This is a genomic window from Nonomuraea sp. NPDC049158 (genome assembly GCF_040648335.1).
In the GTDB taxonomy this organism is placed as follows: Bacteria; Actinomycetota; Actinomycetes; order Streptosporangiales; family Streptosporangiaceae; genus Nonomuraea.
Map to the genome: position 1 here is coordinate 319,740 of NZ_JBEZDM010000010.1, position 17,463 is coordinate 337,202.

Here is a 17,463-nt window from a genome sequence, read left to right on the forward strand (position 1 = left end):
GTGGACATCCGTGATGTGACTTCCGACGACCTCGACGCCGTTCTCGACCTCCGCCAGCGCTCCTTCGGCCTGGTTCCGGCCGCCGAGCGGGAGCGCTGGCGCCAGGCGGCGCTGCCGGCGCTGGCCGAGGGCCGCTACCTGGGCATGTTCGACGGGCCCAGGCTGGTCGCGACCTCGCGGCTGCGCCCGTTCACGCAGTGGTGGCACGGCAAGCCGCAGCCCATGGCCGGGGTCGCGGCCGTCACCGTCAGCCCCGAGGATCGCGGCAAGGGCGTCGGCGGCCGGCTCATGCAGGCCACCGTGGAGCGGGCCGTGGCGTTCGGCGACGCGGTGTCCGTGCTCTATCCGGCGACCACGCCGCTCTACCGCTCGGCCGGCTACGAGCACGCCGGGGCGCAGCACCGCGTCACGCTCCCGGCCGAGTCGCTGCGGACGATCCCGCCGAGCGGCCGGGTCGAGCTGCGCAGGATGGGTCCCGGCGACGCGGCCGAGGTGGTCTCGGTGCTGCGGCGGGCACACGGCGCCGCGCGGGCCTCCGGCCCCGTCTCATGGGACGAGCGCACCTGGGCGCTGCGGCTCGGCCAGGAGGACGACTTCCTCTACCTGGCCCCGGACGGCTACGTCGTCTACCACTGGGACGGCCCGGACATCGAGGTCGACAACCTCGTGGCCGAGTCCGAGGAGACCGCCAGGGCGCTGTGGTCGCTGGTGGGCACCGCGTCGTCGATGGCCGAGCACGTCACCGCCAACGTCGCGCCCGACGACCCGGTGCTGTGGCTGTTGCGCGAGCGGTCCACGGAGCGGGTCAAGCAGGTGCGGTGGATGTTCCGCGTCCTCGACGTGGCGGCGGCCGTGGAGCGCAGGGGATATCCGGCCGCCGTCGCGGGAGAGGCGGTCGTGGAGGTGACCGACCGGCTGCGGGCGGGCAACACGGGGCGCTGGCGGCTGGAGTTCTCCGGCGGCTCCGGGGCCGCCACCCCGCTCGGCGACTCGGGGGAGTCCGGGGCGGTGCTGTCGATCAACGGCCTCTCCGCCCTGTACGCCGGGATCCCGGCGGCCACGCTGCGGCGCGGCGGCCTCATGTCCGGGCACGAGCGCTACGACGAGCTCCTCGACACCGTCTTCGCCGCCAAGCCGTACATGCTGGACTACTTCTGACCGCCCCATCCACGTCCGTTCTGCGGCGGGCCCACGGTGGCGGGCGTTCCCGACGGCCGGTCCACGCTCGCGGGCGTTCGCGACGACCGGCCCACGCTCGCGGGCGTTTCCCGATGCGCGGGCACGTCAGCCGGGGTAGAGTCTCGTGCCGAACAGATGTTCGGCGGCGCGGGGAGGCAGGCCGGTGCGGGTGATGGGCGTCGATCCGGGGCTGACCCGGTGCGGCCTTGGCGCGGTCGAGGGGCGGCCCGGCGCGCCGCTGTCCCTGGTGGCCGTCGGCGTGGTGCGCACCGGCGCCGACGAGGAGCTGGGCACCCGGCTGGTCGGCATCGAGGCCGGCATCGAGCAGTGGCTCGACGACGTCCGCCCGGACGCGGTGGCGGTCGAGCGGGTCTTCAGCCAGCACAACGTCCGCACGGTCATGGGCACCGCCCAGGCGGCGGGCATCGCGGTCCTGTGCGCGGCCAGGCGCGGCCTGCCCGTCGCGCTGCACACCCCGTCCGAGGTCAAGGCGGCCATCACCGGCAGCGGCACCGCCGACAAGAAGCAGATCGGCGCCATGGTGACCCGCCTCCTGCGGCTCAGCGAGATGCCCAAGCCCGCCGACGCCGCCGACGCGCTCGCCCTGGCCATCTGCCACGTGTGGCGCGGCGGCGCCCAGCACAAGCTGGCCCAGGCCGTGGCAAGGGCCCAGAGCCGCACGGCCCAGGGCCGTACGACAGGAAAGGGCGTGGCGCTGTGATCGCGTCCGTGGCCGGGCAGGTGACGGCGATCACCCCCCACGGTGCGGTGATCGAGGTCGGCGGGGTCGGCATCCTCACCCACTGCACACCGGCCACCCTCGCCGCGCTCAGGGTGGGCGAGGAGGCGCGGCTGGCCACGTCGCTGGTGGTGCGCGAGGAGTCGCTCACCCTCTACGGCTTCGCCACCGCCGACGAGCGCACCGTCTTCGAGCTGCTCCAGACGGCCAGCGGCGTCGGCCCCAAGGTGGCGCTGGCCATGCTCGCCGTCCACACGCCCAACGCGCTGCGCGTCGCCGTGGCCTCCGCCGACCTCAAGGCTCTCACCAAGGTGCCGGGCATCGGCCCCAAGGGCGCCCAGCGCATCGTGCTGGAGCTCAAGGACCGGCTCGGCACCCCCGACGAGACGGTCGACGCGGCGCTCAACGGCAACCGGCGGGCGGCCGCCTGGCGCGACCAGGTCCACTCGGGGCTGGTCGGGCTGGGCTACTCCGGCAAGGACGCCGACGAGGCCATCGCCGCGGTCGAGCCGGAGGCCGGTGACGACCCGCAGGTGGCCGTCCTGCTGAAGGCCGCACTGCGATCGCTGAGCAGCGCGCGATGAGCGGGGAGGTCCGGGCGTGAGCCTTGAGCGTGATCTCGTCTCGCCCGACGCCGAGGGCGACGAGCTGCAGATCGAGGCGGCGCTGCGGCCCAAGCGGCTGAGCGAGTTCATCGGCCAGGCGCGGGTGCGGGAGCAGCTGTCGCTGGTGCTGGAGAGCGCCATGCGGCGCCAGCGGCCGCCGGATCATGTGCTGATGAGCGGTTCGCCGGGTCTGGGCAAGACGACACTGGCTATGATCATCGCAGCCGAGTTGAGCGCTCCGCTCCGCATCACCTCAGGGCCGGCCCTGGAGCGGGCCGGTGACCTCGCGGCCATCCTGTCGACGCTGGCCGAGGGCGAGGTGCTGTTCATCGACGAGATCCACCGGATGGCCCGGCCCGCGGAGGAGATGCTCTATCTCGCGATGGAGGACTTCCGCGTCGACATCATCGTCGGCAAGGGCCCCGGGGCCACCGCGATCCCGCTCGACATCGCGCCCTTCACCCTGGTCGGCGCCACCACCAGGGCCGGTCTGCTGCCCGCGCCGCTGCGCGACCGGTTCGGCTTCACCGCGCACATGGACTTCTACGAGGTCGAGGAGCTGGAGCGGGTCCTCTACCGCTCGGCCAGGCTGCTCGAGGTGACACTGCCGGTCGAGGGGGCGCACGAGATCGCCAGGCGCTCGCGCGGCACGCCCCGCATCGCCAACCGCCTGCTGCGCCGGGTCCGCGACTTCGCCGACGTGCGCACCGAAGGCGTGATCGACCGCGACATCGCCTCCGCCGCGCTCAACCTGTACGAAGTCGACCCCGAAGGGCTCGACCGGCTCGACCGCGCGGTGCTCGGGGTGCTGCTGCGCAAGTTCGGCGGCGGCCCCGTCGGCCTGTCCACGCTCGCCGTGGCCGTCGGCGAGGAGCCGGAGACCGTCGAAGTGGTGGCCGAACCCTTCCTCGTACGCCAAGGACTGCTGGCCAGGACCCCGCGCGGCCGGGTCGCCACCGCCGCGGCGTGGCACCATCTCGGGATGACACCGCCACCCGACGCATTCGGAGCGACACTTTTCGACTGATCACAGAATGGTTGCAACCGTTTCAATATGGGAACTTCCCCGCGCGCCGAAGCGCTGCTTCGTTGCCGCGTTTCGCAACAAGCGCCTACACTCCGTGGCTTGGCTGGCTGTGTAGGCTGACGGGCTGAGCGGCGCGGCCCCGGAGGCAACGCACGGAATTTCCGGCGCGAGGCCGGTGTCAACTTCTTGTACGACAATGGAAGGTCGCCCCTTATGAACATGGGACAACTCGGAAGCATCCTGCCGCTGATCCTTCTGGTGGTGGTGTTCTACTTCTTGCTGATCCGCCCCCAGCGCAAGCGCCAGCAAGAGGCGACCGCCATGCAGAACTCATTGGCTCCGGGTGCCCGTGTCATGACCACTACCGGCCTGTTCGCGACCGTGGTCGCGGTGGACAATGAGGATGTGATTCTCGAGGTCGCGCCCGGGATCGAGACCCGATGGGTGAAGGCCGCCATCGGCCGTGTCGTCACCCCCGGCGACGCTCCGGCTGACGAGCCCGTGGTGGACGACGTCGTCACCGACGATACGGCCGCGCACGACGTCGTCAAGGGCGAGGATAAGGACAACACTCCCCGTGAGGAGACCGAGACGACCGTGGAGCGCAACGGCGGCAAGGACTCCAGCACCAAGCAGTCCTGACTAGGCTCTGCCTCAAACCCCTATCTGAAAGACTGACGACCAGTGGCCCGACCGACCAGCCGCCACAGCCGACCGGGGCGAACGCTCCTGGTGCTGCTGGCGCTCATCATCGCCCTGGGCGGGACGATGTTCCTGCAGAAGGCGTTCACGCCCAAGCTGGGGCTCGACCTCGCCGGCGGCACGACGGTGACTCTGTTGCCCCAAACCCTGAACGGCGCCGCGCCGCCAGAGGAGATCCTGGACCGCGCGGTGAACATCATCCGCGACCGGGTCAATGGCACCGGCATCTCCGACGCGGAGGTTGCCAAGTCAGGCAACAACATCATCATCTCCGTTCCGGGCGCGGGTCAGGAGGAGGTCATCAAGCTGGTCGGCACCACGGCGGAGCTCCGCTTCCGCCAGGTGCTCGCGATAGCGGCCACTCAGGCTCCGCAGGAGCTCACCACCGATGCGCCCAAGCCGGGCACCTCGCCGTCCGCCGCCCCGTCCAGCACGGCGTCCTCCGCGCCGTCGGCCAAGCCGTCATCGTCGGCGGGGGCCCCCAAGCCCAGCGCGTCGCCCACGGGCAAGGCCCTGTCCTCGGCCCTCGTCGCGCCGTCGGCCACCCCGTCGGCCGGCGCCCCGGCGACCGAGGCGCCCAAGGCCCAGGAGACGCCGAAGGCTCAGGACACCAAGAAGGGCCAGAAGGACGCCAAGGCCACCCCGGCGCCCACCCCGACGTCGAGCGGCCAGCCGCCCGCCCAGGACCCCAACGCGGGGATCAACACCCAGGGCATCGACCCGGCCGTGCTCGCGCAGTTCAACAAGCTCGACTGCAGCAACCCGAAGAACCGCGGGCAGGGCATCCAGGACGACCCGGCCAAGCAGATGGCGGCCTGTGAGTCCGACGGCAGTCTCAAGTACGTCCTCGACGTGGCCAAGGTGATCGGCACCGACATCTCTTCGGCCAGCGCCGGCGTTCAGCAGGGCAGCACGCAGTGGCTCGTCCAGCTCGACTTCAAGAGCAGCGGCGCGAGTGAGTGGAGCAAGCTCACCTCGACCGCGTTCAACTCGAAGGATCCGCGCAACAAGGTCGCCGTCGTGCTCGACGGTGTCGTGATCACCGCGCCCAACATCATCGGCCCGATCCCGGGTGGCCGCGCCGAGATCACCGGCGGCTTCACCCAGAAGACCGCCACCGAGCTGGCCGACCAGCTCAAGTACGGTGCGCTGCCGCTGAAGTTCAACCGCGGCTCGATCGACACGGTGTCCTCGACCCTCGGCCAGGACCAGCTCGAGGGCGGCCTGATCGCCGGGGCCATCGGCCTGGCCATCGTGGTCCTCTACTCACTGCTGTACTACCGCGGTCTCGGCATCGTCGCGATGCTCAGCCTGCTGGTCGCCTCGATCCTGACCTACACGGCGGTGGTCGTGCTCGGCCACAACGCCGGGTTCCGGCTGTCGCTGCCGCACATCATCGGTCTGGTGGTCTCGATCGGCATCACCGCCGACTCCTTCATCGTGTACTTCGAACGCATACGAGATGAGATGAAGGAAGGGCGGCGGTCGCTGCGTGCGGCCGTCGAGGTGGCCTGGGTCCGTGCCCGTCGCACGATCCTGATCGCCGACGCCGTCATGTTCATCGCCGCGGTCGTGCTCTACGTGCTCGCCGTGGGCGGTGTGGCCGGGTTCGCGTTCGCGATGGGCCTGACCACGCTGATCGACATCGTGGTGGTGTTCCTGTTCACGAAGCCGTTCATCGCGCTGCTGGCCAAGCTCCCGTTCTTCGCCAAGGGGCATCCGCTGTCCGGCCTCGACGCCGAACGCATGAGCGCCGACCCGGCGGGCGCCGCCGGTCGCACGACCACCCCGCAGGAGGCCTGACATGGGACTGGGGCGTCGCCTCTACCGCGGCGAGATCGACGTTGACTTCGTCGGCCGCTGGAAGCTCTGGTACAGCCTTTCCGGCTTTCTCCTGATCGTGTCTCTCGCAGGGCTGCTCATCAACGGGCTCAACCTGGGCGTCGAGTTCAAGGGCGGGTCGGTCTTCTCCTTCAAGCCCGCGCAGACCACCAGCGTCGAGCAGGTCCGTGGCTCCTTCCTCGAGGAGGGGGTCCACCAGCCGATCGTCCAGACGGCCGGCACCCGCTTGCGCGTCACGACCGAGACGCTCAGCGAGTCCGACCTGACGAAGGTCCAGAACGCCATCGCGAAGACCTACAGCGTTCCCGTCAAGCAGGTCGACATCCAGTCGATCGGCGCGTCCTGGGGCGGTGAGGTGTCCAAGAAGGCGTGGATCGGCCTGGGCGTCTTCATGCTGGCGATCATCTTGTACCTGTCGATGGCGTTCGAGCCGAAGATGGCGTTGTCCGCGATCGTCGCGCTCATCCACGACCTCGTCATCACGGCCGGCGTCTATGCCTGGTCGGGCTTCGAGGTCACGCCCGCGACGCTGCTCGGCTTCCTGACCATCCTCGGTTATTCGCTCTACGACGCGGTCGTGGTGTTCGACATGATCAAGGAAGTCACCGGCAAGCTGGGCACCACGTCGAAGCAGACGTACTCGATGGCGGCCAACAACGCCCTCAACCACACGCTGATCCGATCGCTGAACACCTCGCTGGTCGCGATCCTGCCGGTGGCGGCGATCCTGTTCATCGGCACCACGCTCCTCGGCGCGGGCACGCTGAAGGACCTGTCGCTGGCCTTGTTCGTCGGCATGATCGTCGGCACCTACTCCTCGCTGTGCGTGGCCACGCCACTGCTGGTGACGCTGAAGGAGCGGGAGCCGAGATACCAGGCCATCGCCAGGCGACTGGCCTCCACCACCGGCACCAAGGGTGGCAAGGGCGCCAAGAGCGCGGCGACGGCCAAGGGTTAGCCCGGCCTGGCCCACACGGGCCCGTACACGCACGAACGACGCCCCCGCCCACCTGGGCGGGGGCGTCGGTTTATGGAAGCCCTGAGGGCCCTCACAGGGCCGGACATAACTGGGTGAATGCCACTTACCGCCCCCCCGGCGGGCGCCGGTGGTCCGCTGGATGGGCCATCATGGAGGCCGTCAGTCGTGGGAGAGGACCGCTTGGCGGTCAACAGAAGGAGTGCCGTCATGAGCGACCTGAGCTCGCTGATCTGCGACCGGATCAGGGACGTGCCCGACTACCCCCAGGCGGGAGTCATGTTCAAGGACATCACCCCGCTGCTGGCCGACCCGGTGGCGTTCACGGCCGTGGTCGACGAACTGGCCGGCGCGTTCGACGTGGACAAGATCGTCGGGATCGAGGCGCGGGGCTTCATTCTGGCCGCTCCGGTGGCCTACCGGGCGGGGGCCGGATTCGTGCCCATCAGAAAAAAGGGCAAACTCCCCTCCGAAACCTTGGAGGAGTCCTACGATCTCGAGTACGGATCCGCGACCATCGAGGTGCACCGCGACGCCTTCACCGAAGGTGACCGGGTGCTCATCGTCGATGACGTGCTCGCCACCGGCGGCACGGCGGAGGCCACCGTACAACTGGTGCGCAGGGCCGGTGCCGAGGTCGTCGGCGTCGCCGTACTGATGGAGCTGGCCTTTCTCAAGGGACGCGAGCGTCTCGCGGGAGTGGATTTGCGCTCCCTTGTGATCGTCTGAGCCCGCCCCGAGAGAGGCCAGGTTTGTCACCTGGATACACTGGGGGGCCTGGACTCGATAGTAAGGAGTCTGTGTGCCCCGTGATGTGGTCGTGCCCGACGTAACCGACGCTGGGAGTGCCGAGACGGCGCCCGGTGTCCCGGCGGTGCGTCGACGGCGATTTGGGGGTGGGGCCATGAATCCGGTGCTGGAGCCGCTGTTCAGGACGGTTCGCGCCACCCACCCCAAGGCCGACCTGCGCCTGATCGAGCACGCCTACGACGTCGCCGCCTACCATCACCGCGACCAGAAGCGGAAGAGCGGCGACCCGTACATCACCCACCCGCTGGCCGTGGCCACCATCCTGGCCGAGCTGGGCACCGACGACGAGACGCTGTGCGCGGCCCTGCTGCACGACACCGTCGAGGACACCGCCTACGGCCTGGACGAGCTGCGCGGCGACTTCGGCGACACGATCTCGTCACTGGTCGACGGCGTCACCAAGCTCGACAAGGTCAAGTTCGGTGACGCCGCGCAGGCCGAGACCGTGCGCAAGATGGTCGTGGCGATGTCGCGCGACATCCGGGTGCTGATCATCAAGCTGGCCGACCGGCTGCACAACATGCGCACGATGCGCTACCTGCCCGAGCACAAGCGCCACCAGAAGTCCCGCGAGACCCTGGAGATCTTCGCCCCGCTGGCCCATCGCCTGGGCATGAACACCATCAAGTGGGAGCTCGAGGACCTGGCCTTCGCCATGCTCTACCCCAAGCGCTACGACGAGATCGCGCGCATGGTGTCGGAGCGGGCCCCGCGCAGGGACCTGTTCCTGCAGGAGGTCATCGAGAAGGTCTCCGGCGACCTGCGTGATGCCAAGATCCGCGCGCTGGTCAAGGGCCGGCCCAAGCACTACTACTCGGTCTACCAGAAGATGATCGCCAGGGACGTGGCCTTCGACGACATCTACGACCTGGTGGGCATCAGAGTCCTCGTCGACAGCGTGCGCGACTGCTATGCGGCCCTCGGCACGATCCACGCGCGCTGGAACCCGGTCCCCGGCCGGTTCAAGGACTACATCGCGATGCCCAAGTTCAACATGTACCAATCGCTGCACACCACGGTGATCGGTCCCGAGGGCAAGCCGGTCGAGCTGCAGATCCGCACGCACGCCATGCACCACCGGGCCGAATACGGCGTCGCCGCCCACTGGAAGTACAAAGAGGAGGTCGGCGCCCCGGGCCCCGCGGGCAAGGTCAAGCCGGGCAGCGACATGGCCTGGCTGCGCCAGCTCCTCGACTGGCAGAAGGAGACCTCCGACCCGGGCGAGTTCCTGGAGTCGCTCCGTTTCGACCTGTCGGTCTCCGAGGTCTACGTCTTCACCCCGCGCGGCCAGGTGGTGGCGCTGCCGGAGGGGGCGACCCCGGTCGACTTCGCCTACGCGGTCCACACCGAGGTCGGTCACCGCTGCATCGGCGCCCGCGTGAACGGCCGCCTGGTGCCGCTGGAGTCGCGGCTGGGCAACGGCGACACGGTCGAGATCTTCACCTCGAAGTCGCCCGACGCCGGTCCGTCACGCGACTGGCTCAAGTTCGTCAAGTCCGGCCGCGCCCGCAACAAGATCCGCCAGTGGTTCTCCAAGGAGCGCCGCGAGACCGCGATCGAGGCGGGCAAGGAGGCCATCGGCCGGGCCATGCGCAAGCAGGGTCTGCCGCTGCAGCGCCTGATGTCCGGCGAGTCGCTGCTGGCCCTGGCCCGCGACCTGCGCTATCCCGACGTGTCCGCGCTCTACGCGGCCGTGGGGGAGGGGCACGTCGCCGCGCAGACGGTCGTGCAGAAGCTCGTGGCCTCCATCGGCGGCGTCGACAGCGCCGAGGAGGACATCGCCGAGACCTCGCTCCCGACGCGGCTGCGCGGCCGTCCCCGGGGCGGCGGCGCGGGCGTGGTCGTCGCGGGCGACTCCGATGTCTGGGTACGCCTGTCGAAGTGCTGCACCCCGGTGCCCGGCGACGAGATCGTCGGCTTCGTCACCCGGGGGCACGGCGTGTCCGTGCACCGCGCCGACTGCACCAACATCACGCAGCTCAAGTCGCAGCCCGACCGCCTGGTGGAGGTGAGCTGGTCGCCGGGCGACGACTCGGTCTTCCTGGTGGCCATCCAGGTCGAGGCCCTCGACCGGCCCCGCCTGCTGTCCGACGTCACCCGGACCCTGTCCGACCAGCACGTCAACATCCTCAGCGCCTCGGTCACCACGTCGCGAGACCGGGTGGCGGTCAGCAAGTTCACCTTCGAGATGGGCGATCCCAAGCATCTCGGTCATGTGCTGAAGGCCGTCCGCAACATCCAGGGCGTTTTCGACGTCTACCGGGTCAGCGGCGCGAGCACGTAGCCAGATCAGGTGCCGGGTCGGCGGCGCGCGTGAACGGATCAGGTGCTGGTGCGGCGGCGCGCGCGCGTGGACAGATCGGGCAGGTTGACCACGATCGCGTCCTGCGTGCTGCGGGCGATGACGACCACGGCCTCGTGCTCCGGATCTGGATTCTCTTCGCGGTGCGGAACATACGGCGGGACGAAGATGTAGTCACCGGGCTTCGCCTCCAGCCGCGTCTCGCGCGCGTCCTGGGGGTCGAGGAACACGAACGACGGTGTGCCGCTGACCACGTAGATGGCCGTCTCCGACTCCCCGTGATGGTGATCCGCCGAGCGCGTCGACGGGGCGACGTGGGTCTGGCCCATCCACAGCTTGCCGGACCCGGCCGTACGCCCGCTGACGGCGGCCAGGCGACGCATGCCGGAGCTCTGGGCCGTCTCGGACGTCAGATCGCCTGAGGCGATGTGACGCAGCCGCTGGTGGAACGGGTCCCCATCGGCCCGGTAACCCTCCCACAGGCGCCCTCCGGCCCGCTCCAGCACGCTTCCGGCCGTGGCGGCCAGGCGTACCGGATCGTCGTGGGCGGACAGCAGCTCGTCGGCGAGCGCCGCGTCGTACGAGCGCAGCTCGCGCAGCAGCCACTTGCCCGAGCCGCGCCAGCGGCCCGCGGCCGTCAGCGCCAGCCGGGCCGACTCCTGGACGACCTGCCAGCGGATGAACGCCAGCTCGCCCGGGTCCGTCGCGCCCGCCAGGTCGTCGAGCAGGTCCGACAGGACGTAGCGAGCCCGCTCCAGCATCCGGGGGGCGGCGGGGCCGGGACCGGCGGAGAGGCGTTCGCGCATGACCGCCTGGACCTCGGCGGCGCGGCCCGCCCGGTCGGTGAGCACCACGCCGTCGGCGCACAGGCGCGGCAGGGTCGGCCGGTGGCCGGCCAGGTCGCGGTCGGCCCAGGCGGTCAGGCTCAGCTCGTTGTGCACCAGCAGTTCGACCGGCCAGTCATGCCACCGCAGCGACTCGCGGTAGGGCACGTCCAGGCCGTCCAGCACCACGACCACGTCGAGATCGGACCGGCTCGTGCGCTGTCCGGTCAGCACGCCGCCGCCCAGGAAGGCGTAGAGCGCGTCCGGGAACAGCTCGGCGACCAGGGCGCGGGCGGCGGGCACAGGTTCCATGCCCAACACCCTAGAACTCCCCGAGCCGGCCGGGCACCCCGGACACCAGGCACGCAGGCGACCCCCTTCGCCCGCGGACCGGCGGCGACCTCAGCTGAACTCGGCCAGCGTCCGCTCGGCCTCCTCCAGCCACGAGCGGCGGGCCGTGATGGCCTCCTCGGCCTCCTTCACGTCCTTGGCGCGTCCGGCCGCCTCGGCCTTGGCCAGGCGCTTCTCCAGCTGCTCGATCGAGGTGCGCAGCTGGTCGACCGCGTTCTGGGCGCGGGCCCTGGCCTCGGGGTTGGACCGCTTCCACTCGGCGTCCTCGGCCTTGCGCACGGCGTCGTCCACCTTGCGCAGACCGCCTTCGAGGCGGTCGCGCTGCTCGCGCGGCACCGGACCGGCCGCCTCCCAGCGCTCCAGGATGTGGCGCAGCGCCGCCCTGGCCGTGCGGACGTCGGTGACCGGAAGGATCTTCTCGGCCTCCGTCAGCAGCACCTCCTTGAGCTCGGCGTTGGCCGCCAGGGACGCGTCGCGCTCGGCGAACACCGCCGAACGGGCCTGGAAGAACAGGTCCTGGGCGCCCTTGAACCGCGCCCACAGCTCGTCCTCGGCCTCCCGCGACGCCCGGCCCGCGCTCTTCCAGCGCTGCATCAGGTCGCGGTAGACGGCCGCCGTCGTGCCCCAGTCGGTCGAGTCGGCGATCGCCTCCGCCTCGGCGACGATGCGCTCCTTCTCGGCGCGTACGCCCTCGCGCTGCTCGTCGAGCCCCGCGAAGTACTGCTTGCGCCGCTTGGCGAAGGCGGTGCGGGCGGCCGAGAGCCGCTTCCACAGCGCGGCCTCGGTGACGCGGTCGATGCGGTCGGCCGCCTTCCACTCCTCGACCAGCTGGCGCAGCCGCTCACCGCCCGACTTCCAGTGGGTGGTCTCGTCGGCGATGCGCTCGGCCTCGTCGACGATGCCTTCCTTGACCGTCCTGGCCTCGGCGCGCGCGTGCTCACGCGCGGCCTTGACCTCCTCGCGCCGCTGCGCGACCGCCTCCGTCAGGCCGTCGAGACGGGCCGTCAGCGCGGCGAGGTCGCCGATGGCGTGCGCGTCGGCGACCGCTTCGCGGAGCTTGACGATGCTGGCCTCGGCCTGCGCCGGGGCCAGGTCGGTGCCTTTCAGCCGCTGCTCCAGCAGCGTGACCTGGCCGGCCAGCTCGTCGTACTTGCGATGGAAGTAGGCCAGTGCCTCGTCCGCTTCACCGGCCTGCCAGGACCCGACGGCTCGCTCTCCCTCAGCCGTACGCACGTAGACGGTGCCGTCGTCGTCTACCCGGCCCCACGGGTCGGTGCTCACCGTGTCCTCCCGCACTATCCATCAGACCCTTCGGGACTACTGTCCCTAGTTTGTATTACGTCAGCTCTTGCCAGAGAATGTCACGCTTTTGATTTCGACGGTTTCCTTAGGTGCGCCAGTACCATCCTGCATGGGAGTGATGACACCTGCTTTGTTCACCTTGTCCAGGATGTCCAGACCCTTGGTGATCGTACCCACCGGTGTGTAATCCGGGGTGAGTCCGAGGTCGCCGAAGACCAGGAAGAACTGGCTTCCGGTGCTGCCCGGCGCCTGCGTCTTGGCCATGGCCATCACGCCGCGCTTGTAGGTGGCGCCCTTGAGGTTCTCCTCGGCCATGACGTAGCCGGGGCCGCCCGCGCCGTCCGACTCGCCCTTGCCGTCGGCCTTGGCCTGCGGGTCCCCGCACTGCAGCATCGGGAACTGGGCGCTGCCGAGCCGATGGCACTTGCTGCCGTCGTAGAACTTCTTCTCCGCCAGGTAGGCCAGCGAGTTGACCGTGCACGGCGCCTTGGCGTTGTCGAGCTGCACCTCGATGTCGCCCAGGTTGGTGTTGAGCGTCATCGTCTTGGTCGCCGGCTTGAGTTTCACCTTCTTCGGCGGCAGTCCGACGTCCTTGACCACGCCGCCGCCCTTTTCGGCGACGTAGTCGCAGGTGCCGGTCTTGGCGTCGTACGGCTTGGGCCCGGCGGCGGCCGAGGACGAGGCCGTGGGCGCCGCCGTGTCCTGGGCGGAAGCCGAGGGCTGCGCCGTCGCGGCGGCGTCGGTCTTCGAGTCATCGCCGCCGCCGAGCAACGCGACCGCCGCCACGATGCCCCCCACCACGACGACCACGCCTACCGTGGAGCCGATGATCGCCGTGCGCTTGGCGCGCTGCTCGCGTTCGAGACGGCGTGCCAGCTGCCGCTCGTGGTGCTCGCGTGCCAGCTGTTTCTGCCGGTCCTTCCCCGTGGCCACCGCTTTGCCTCCCATAGTCAATCAACTGAGGTGGGCGAATCGTATCGGCCAACGGGTAATGATTCGCAGCCCGGCGACCCGCACCGGTACCCTTCGGTTACATTCCCATTGGCTTTTTTGACGAGATCAGCTGAGGCAGATGCTCATCGCAGGCTTCCCCGCAGGGGCCTTCCAGACCAATTGTTACGTCGTCGCGCCCGCAGCGGGCGAGGAGTGCGTGATCGTCGATCCAGGTCAGGACGCGGTCGACGGGGTCGACGAGCTGCTGAGAGAGCACCGGCTCAAGCCGGTGGCGGTGCTGCTGACCCACGGACACCTCGACCACGTCTGGTCGGTGGCCCCGGTCTGCGGCGCGCGCGACGTGCCCGCCTGGATCCATCCCGACGATCGGCACCTGCTGAGCGACCCGGCCGCGGGCTGGTCGCCGTCGAGCTCGGCGATCTTCGGCGGCATCACGCTGAGCGAGCCCGACGACGTGCGGGAATTGTCCGACGGCGCCGTGCTGCCGCTGGCCGGGCTGGAGCTCGTGGTCGACCACACACCCGGCCATACCAGGGGGTCGGTGAGCTTCCGGCTGCCCGATGACGACGTCCTTTTCTCGGGTGACCTGCTGTTCGCCGGCTCCATCGGCCGCACCGACCTGCCGGGCGGCGACTATCCGACGATCCTGCGCAGCCTGGCCGACAAGTGCCTGCCGCTGCCTGACGATACGGTCGTCCTGCCGGGCCACGGACCACAGACCACGATCGGCCACGAGCGCGCCACCAACGCATATCTGAAGGAAGCCGCGCCGCACGCCGGTCCCACACGAGGCATCTAACAGGGATCTCATGAGTTTCCAAGCGCCAAAGGGCACCTTCGACTGGCTGCCGCCCCGCTCCGAGCAGGTCCTCGCCGTACGCGAGGCCCTGGTCGCGCCCGCGCGGCTGGCCGGCTACGGCTACATCGAGACGCCGGTGTTCGAGGACACCCAGCTGTTCGCCAGGGGCGTCGGTGAGTCGACCGACATCGTGTCCAAGGAGATGTACACCTTTCCCGACAAGGCGGGCCGCTCGCTGACGCTGCGTCCCGAGGGCACCGCCTCGGTCGTACGCGCCGTCCTGCAGCACGGCCTGCACAACGGCCAGCTCCCGGTCAAGCTGTGGTACTCCGGCAGCCAGTTCCGCTACGAACGCTCCCAGAAGGGTCGTTACCGCCACTTCTGGCAGGTCGGCGCCGAGGCGCTCGGCTCCGAGGATCCCGCGCTCGACGCCGAGATCATCGTGCTGGGCGCCCAGGGCTTCGCCTCGCTCGGCCTGACGGGCGTCCGGCTGCTGATCAACTCGCTGGGCGACAAGACCTGCCGGCCCGCCTACCGGGCCGCGCTGCAGGAGTTCCTGCGCGGGCTCGACCTCGACGCGGACACCAGGGCCCGGATCGAGATCAACCCGCTGCGGGTGCTCGACGACAAGCGGCCCGAGGTGCAGGCGCAGCTGAGCGGCGCGCCCCTGGTCGTCGACCACCTGTGCGCCGCGTGCAAGACCTACCACGAGGAGGTCCGCGCGCTGCTGAGCGCCGCGGGCGTGCCCTACGAGGACGATCCGCGGCTGGTGCGCGGGCTCGACTACTACACGCGCACCACGTTCGAGTTCGTGCACGACGGGCTCGGCTCGCAGTCCGCGGTCGGCGGCGGCGGACGCTACGACGGGCTGAGCGAGATGCTCGGCGGGCCGCCCCTGCCCAGCGTCGGCTGGGCGCTGGGCGTCGACCGCACGTTCCTCGCCATGGAGGCCGAGGGCTTGATCGGCGAGGCCGCACCGGGACGCGTCCAGGTGTACGGTGTCCCGCTGGGTGACGAAGCCCGCCGCCGGATGTTCCTGCTCGTGACCGAGCTGCGCCAGGCGGGCGTCAGCGCCGACCTGGCATACGGCGGCAAGGGGCTCAAGGGCGCGATGAAGGGCGCCGATCGCTCGGGTGCCCGGTTCGCGCTGATCCTGGGCGAGCGTGACCTGGCCGCGCAGGCCGTACAACTGAAGGACCTGACCACCGCTGAGCAGACCGAGGTGCCGCTGGCCCAGGTCGTCGATGTCTTGAAGGGGAAAGTGCAGTGATGCGCACGCATACCGCCGGGTCGCTCCGAGAGGAGCACGCCGGGCAGCAGGTGACGCTGGCAGGATGGGTGGCCAGGCGCCGTGATCACGGCGGTGTGGTCTTCATCGACCTGCGCGATGCCTCCGGCTCGGCGCAGGTGGTCTTCCGCGAGGAGGACCACGCCCACGACCTGCGCGCCGAATACTGCGTGCAGGTGGTCGGCCAGGTCCGGGTCAGGCCGGAGGGCAACGAGAACCCCGAGCTGCCCACCGGCGCGATCGAGGTCGTCGCCGAGCGGGTCGAGGTGCTCAGCGAGTCCGCGCCGCTGCCCTTCCCGATCGAGGGCAGCGCGGGCGTCTCCGAGGAGGCCCGCCTCAAATACCGCTATCTCGACATTCGCCGCCCGCAGGTGGCCAATGCCCTGCGGGTCCGCTCGAAGGCCACCTACCTGGCCAACGAGGTCATGCATGAGCTCGGCTTCGTCTACGTCGAGACGCCGACGCTGACCAGGTCCACGCCCGAGGGCGCGCGCGACTTCCTGGTGCCGGTCCGGCTCCAGCCGGGCAACTGGTACGCGCTGCCGCAGTCGCCGCAGCTGTTCAAGCAGCTGCTCCAGGTGGGCGGGCTCGAGCGCTACTACCAGCTCGCCAAGTGCTACCGCGACGAGGACCTGCGGGCCGACCGGCAGCCGGAGTTCACCCAGATCGACGTCGAGATGTCGTTCGTCGACCAGGAAGACGTCATCGCGGTCGGCGAGAAGCTCATCGGCCGCGTGTGGCGCGAGACGGTCGGCTACGAGATCCCGATGCCGCTGCCCCGCATGACCTACGCCGACGCGATGGCCCGCTACGGCTCCGACAAGCCCGACCTGCGCTTCGGCCAGGAGCTCGTCGAGATGACCGACTACTTCGCCGGCACCTCCTTCCGGGTGTTCCAGGCCGACTACGTGGGCGCGGTCGTCATGCCGGGCGGTGGCTCGCAGACCCGCAAGGAGCTCGACGGCTGGCAGGACTGGGCGCGCTCGCGCGGTGCCAAGGGCCTGGCGTACGTGCTCGTCCAGGAGGACGGCACGCTCGGCGGCCCGGTGGCGAAGAACCTCTCAGAAGAGGAAATCTCCGGACTTGCGGCGAAGGTCGGCGCCCAGCCGGGCGACGCGGTCTTCTTCGCGGCCGGCGCCCGCAACTCGGCGCGCGACCTGCTGGGCGCGGCCCGGCTGGAGATCGGCCGCCGCTGCGGCCTCATCGACGAGTCGCTGTGGTCGTTCCTGTGGGTCGTCGACGCGCCCATGTTCGAGGAGGACGGCGAGGGCGGCTGGACGGCCGTGCACCACCCGTTCACCGGCCCCAAGCCCGAATGGGCGGACAACTTCCAGGACCATCCCGGCGAGGCCCTGGCCTACGCCTACGACATGGTCTGCAACGGCATGGAGATCGGCGGCGGCTCCATCCGTATCCACCGGGCGGAGATGCAGCAGCGGGTCTTCGACGTGCTCGGCATCTCCAAGGAGGAGGCCGAGAACAAGTTCGGCTTCCTGCTGGAGGCGTTCAAGTACGGCCCGCCGCCGCACGGAGGCATCGCCTACGGCTGGGACCGCATCTGCATGCTGCTGTCCGGCGGTGAGTCGATCCGCGACGTGATCGCCTTCCCGAAGACCGCCTCCGGCTTCGACCCGCTCACCGGCGCGCCCACGCCCATCACGGTGGACCAGCGCAAGGAGGCGGGCGTCGACGCCAAGCCCAAGAACGAAGGCTGACCCACGCGAAACAGGGCGCCCCGCCTCTCCGGTTCGGGAGAGGCGGGG

At 70.1% G+C, this 17,463-nt stretch carries 15 protein-coding genes; 12 read left to right on the plus strand and 3 right to left on the minus strand.

Features of this window, described 5'->3' with window-relative positions; genetic code table 11:
- From AB0B61_RS23900 to AB0B61_RS23940, 9 genes are all read left to right on the plus strand, one after another.
- Nucleotides 1–1,158, plus strand: a complete 1,158-nt coding sequence (locus tag AB0B61_RS23900) for a GNAT family N-acetyltransferase (protein ID WP_358435548.1) — start codon at nt 1–3, stop codon at nt 1,156–1,158.
- A gap of 184 nt (nt 1,159–1,342) precedes the next feature.
- Nucleotides 1,343–1,900: a crossover junction endodeoxyribonuclease RuvC gene (gene ruvC / locus AB0B61_RS23905; RefSeq protein WP_358435551.1), complete on the plus strand. Its 558-nt coding sequence runs from the start codon at nt 1,343–1,345 to the stop codon at nt 1,898–1,900.
- Nucleotides 1,897–2,502, plus strand: a complete 606-nt coding sequence (gene ruvA / locus AB0B61_RS23910; RefSeq protein WP_358435554.1) for a Holliday junction branch migration protein RuvA — start codon at nt 1,897–1,899, stop codon at nt 2,500–2,502. Before ruvC ends, ruvA begins: the two co-directional genes overlap by 4 nt.
- 16 nt (nt 2,503–2,518) lie before the next feature.
- Nucleotides 2,519–3,550, plus strand: a complete 1,032-nt coding sequence (gene ruvB, locus AB0B61_RS23915) for a Holliday junction branch migration DNA helicase RuvB (RefSeq protein ID WP_357654735.1) — start codon at nt 2,519–2,521, stop codon at nt 3,548–3,550.
- 219 nt (nt 3,551–3,769) lie between these two features.
- Nucleotides 3,770–4,192, plus strand: coding sequence for a preprotein translocase subunit YajC (yajC, locus tag AB0B61_RS23920; protein ID WP_358435614.1), 423 nt, complete (start codon nt 3,770–3,772; stop codon nt 4,190–4,192).
- A 42-nt stretch (nt 4,193–4,234) separates the two neighbouring features.
- Complete coding sequence (gene secD / locus AB0B61_RS23925; RefSeq protein WP_358435557.1) at nt 4,235–6,055, plus strand: protein translocase subunit SecD; 1,821 nt, start codon at nt 4,235–4,237, stop codon at nt 6,053–6,055.
- A gap of 1 nt (nt 6,056) precedes the next feature.
- Nucleotides 6,057–7,052 (plus strand): protein translocase subunit SecF, encoded by a 996-nt coding sequence (secF, locus tag AB0B61_RS23930; protein ID WP_358435560.1) that lies wholly within the window; start codon nt 6,057–6,059, stop codon nt 7,050–7,052.
- A 228-nt stretch (nt 7,053–7,280) separates the two neighbouring features.
- Nucleotides 7,281–7,799, plus strand: coding sequence for an adenine phosphoribosyltransferase (locus AB0B61_RS23935; RefSeq protein WP_357654728.1), 519 nt, complete (start codon nt 7,281–7,283; stop codon nt 7,797–7,799).
- Nucleotides 7,800–7,974: 175 nt separating this feature from the next.
- Nucleotides 7,975–10,164: a bifunctional (p)ppGpp synthetase/guanosine-3',5'-bis(diphosphate) 3'-pyrophosphohydrolase gene (locus AB0B61_RS23940; protein WP_358435562.1), complete on the plus strand. Its 2,190-nt coding sequence runs from the start codon at nt 7,975–7,977 to the stop codon at nt 10,162–10,164.
- Nucleotides 10,165–10,202: 38 nt separating this feature from the next.
- On the opposite strand, the gene AB0B61_RS23945 is transcribed toward AB0B61_RS23940, so the two are convergent.
- From AB0B61_RS23945 to AB0B61_RS23955, 3 genes are all read right to left on the minus strand, one after another.
- Nucleotides 10,203–11,318, minus strand: a complete 1,116-nt coding sequence (locus tag AB0B61_RS23945; RefSeq protein WP_358435565.1) for a cupin domain-containing protein — start codon at nt 11,316–11,318, stop codon at nt 10,203–10,205.
- Nucleotides 11,319–11,408: 90 nt separating this feature from the next.
- Nucleotides 11,409–12,638, minus strand: coding sequence for a DUF349 domain-containing protein (locus AB0B61_RS23950; protein WP_358435568.1), 1,230 nt, complete (start codon nt 12,636–12,638; stop codon nt 11,409–11,411).
- Between the two features lie 60 nt (nt 12,639–12,698).
- Entirely contained in the window at nt 12,699–13,592 is an 894-nt protein-coding gene (locus AB0B61_RS23955) for a peptidylprolyl isomerase (RefSeq protein WP_358435571.1), read from the minus strand.
- A gap of 139 nt (nt 13,593–13,731) precedes the next feature.
- Between AB0B61_RS23955 and AB0B61_RS23960 the strand changes: the two genes are divergently transcribed.
- Genes AB0B61_RS23960 through aspS form a run of 3 tightly spaced genes read left to right on the plus strand, consistent with a single transcriptional unit; the run spans nt 13,732 to nt 17,415 of the window.
- Nucleotides 13,732–14,412: an MBL fold metallo-hydrolase gene (locus AB0B61_RS23960; protein WP_358435573.1), complete on the plus strand. Its 681-nt coding sequence runs from the start codon at nt 13,732–13,734 to the stop codon at nt 14,410–14,412.
- 10 nt (nt 14,413–14,422) lie between these two features.
- The gene (hisS, locus tag AB0B61_RS23965) at nt 14,423–15,682 is read left to right on the plus strand and encodes a histidine--tRNA ligase (protein WP_358435576.1); all 1,260 of its coding nucleotides are present in this window, start codon (nt 14,423–14,425) and stop codon (nt 15,680–15,682) included.
- Nucleotides 15,679–17,415, plus strand: a complete 1,737-nt coding sequence (aspS, locus tag AB0B61_RS23970; protein WP_358435578.1) for an aspartate--tRNA ligase — start codon at nt 15,679–15,681, stop codon at nt 17,413–17,415. The genes hisS and aspS overlap by 4 nt, the downstream gene beginning before the upstream one ends.
- The last annotated feature ends 48 nt before the right edge of the window (nt 17,416–17,463 follow it).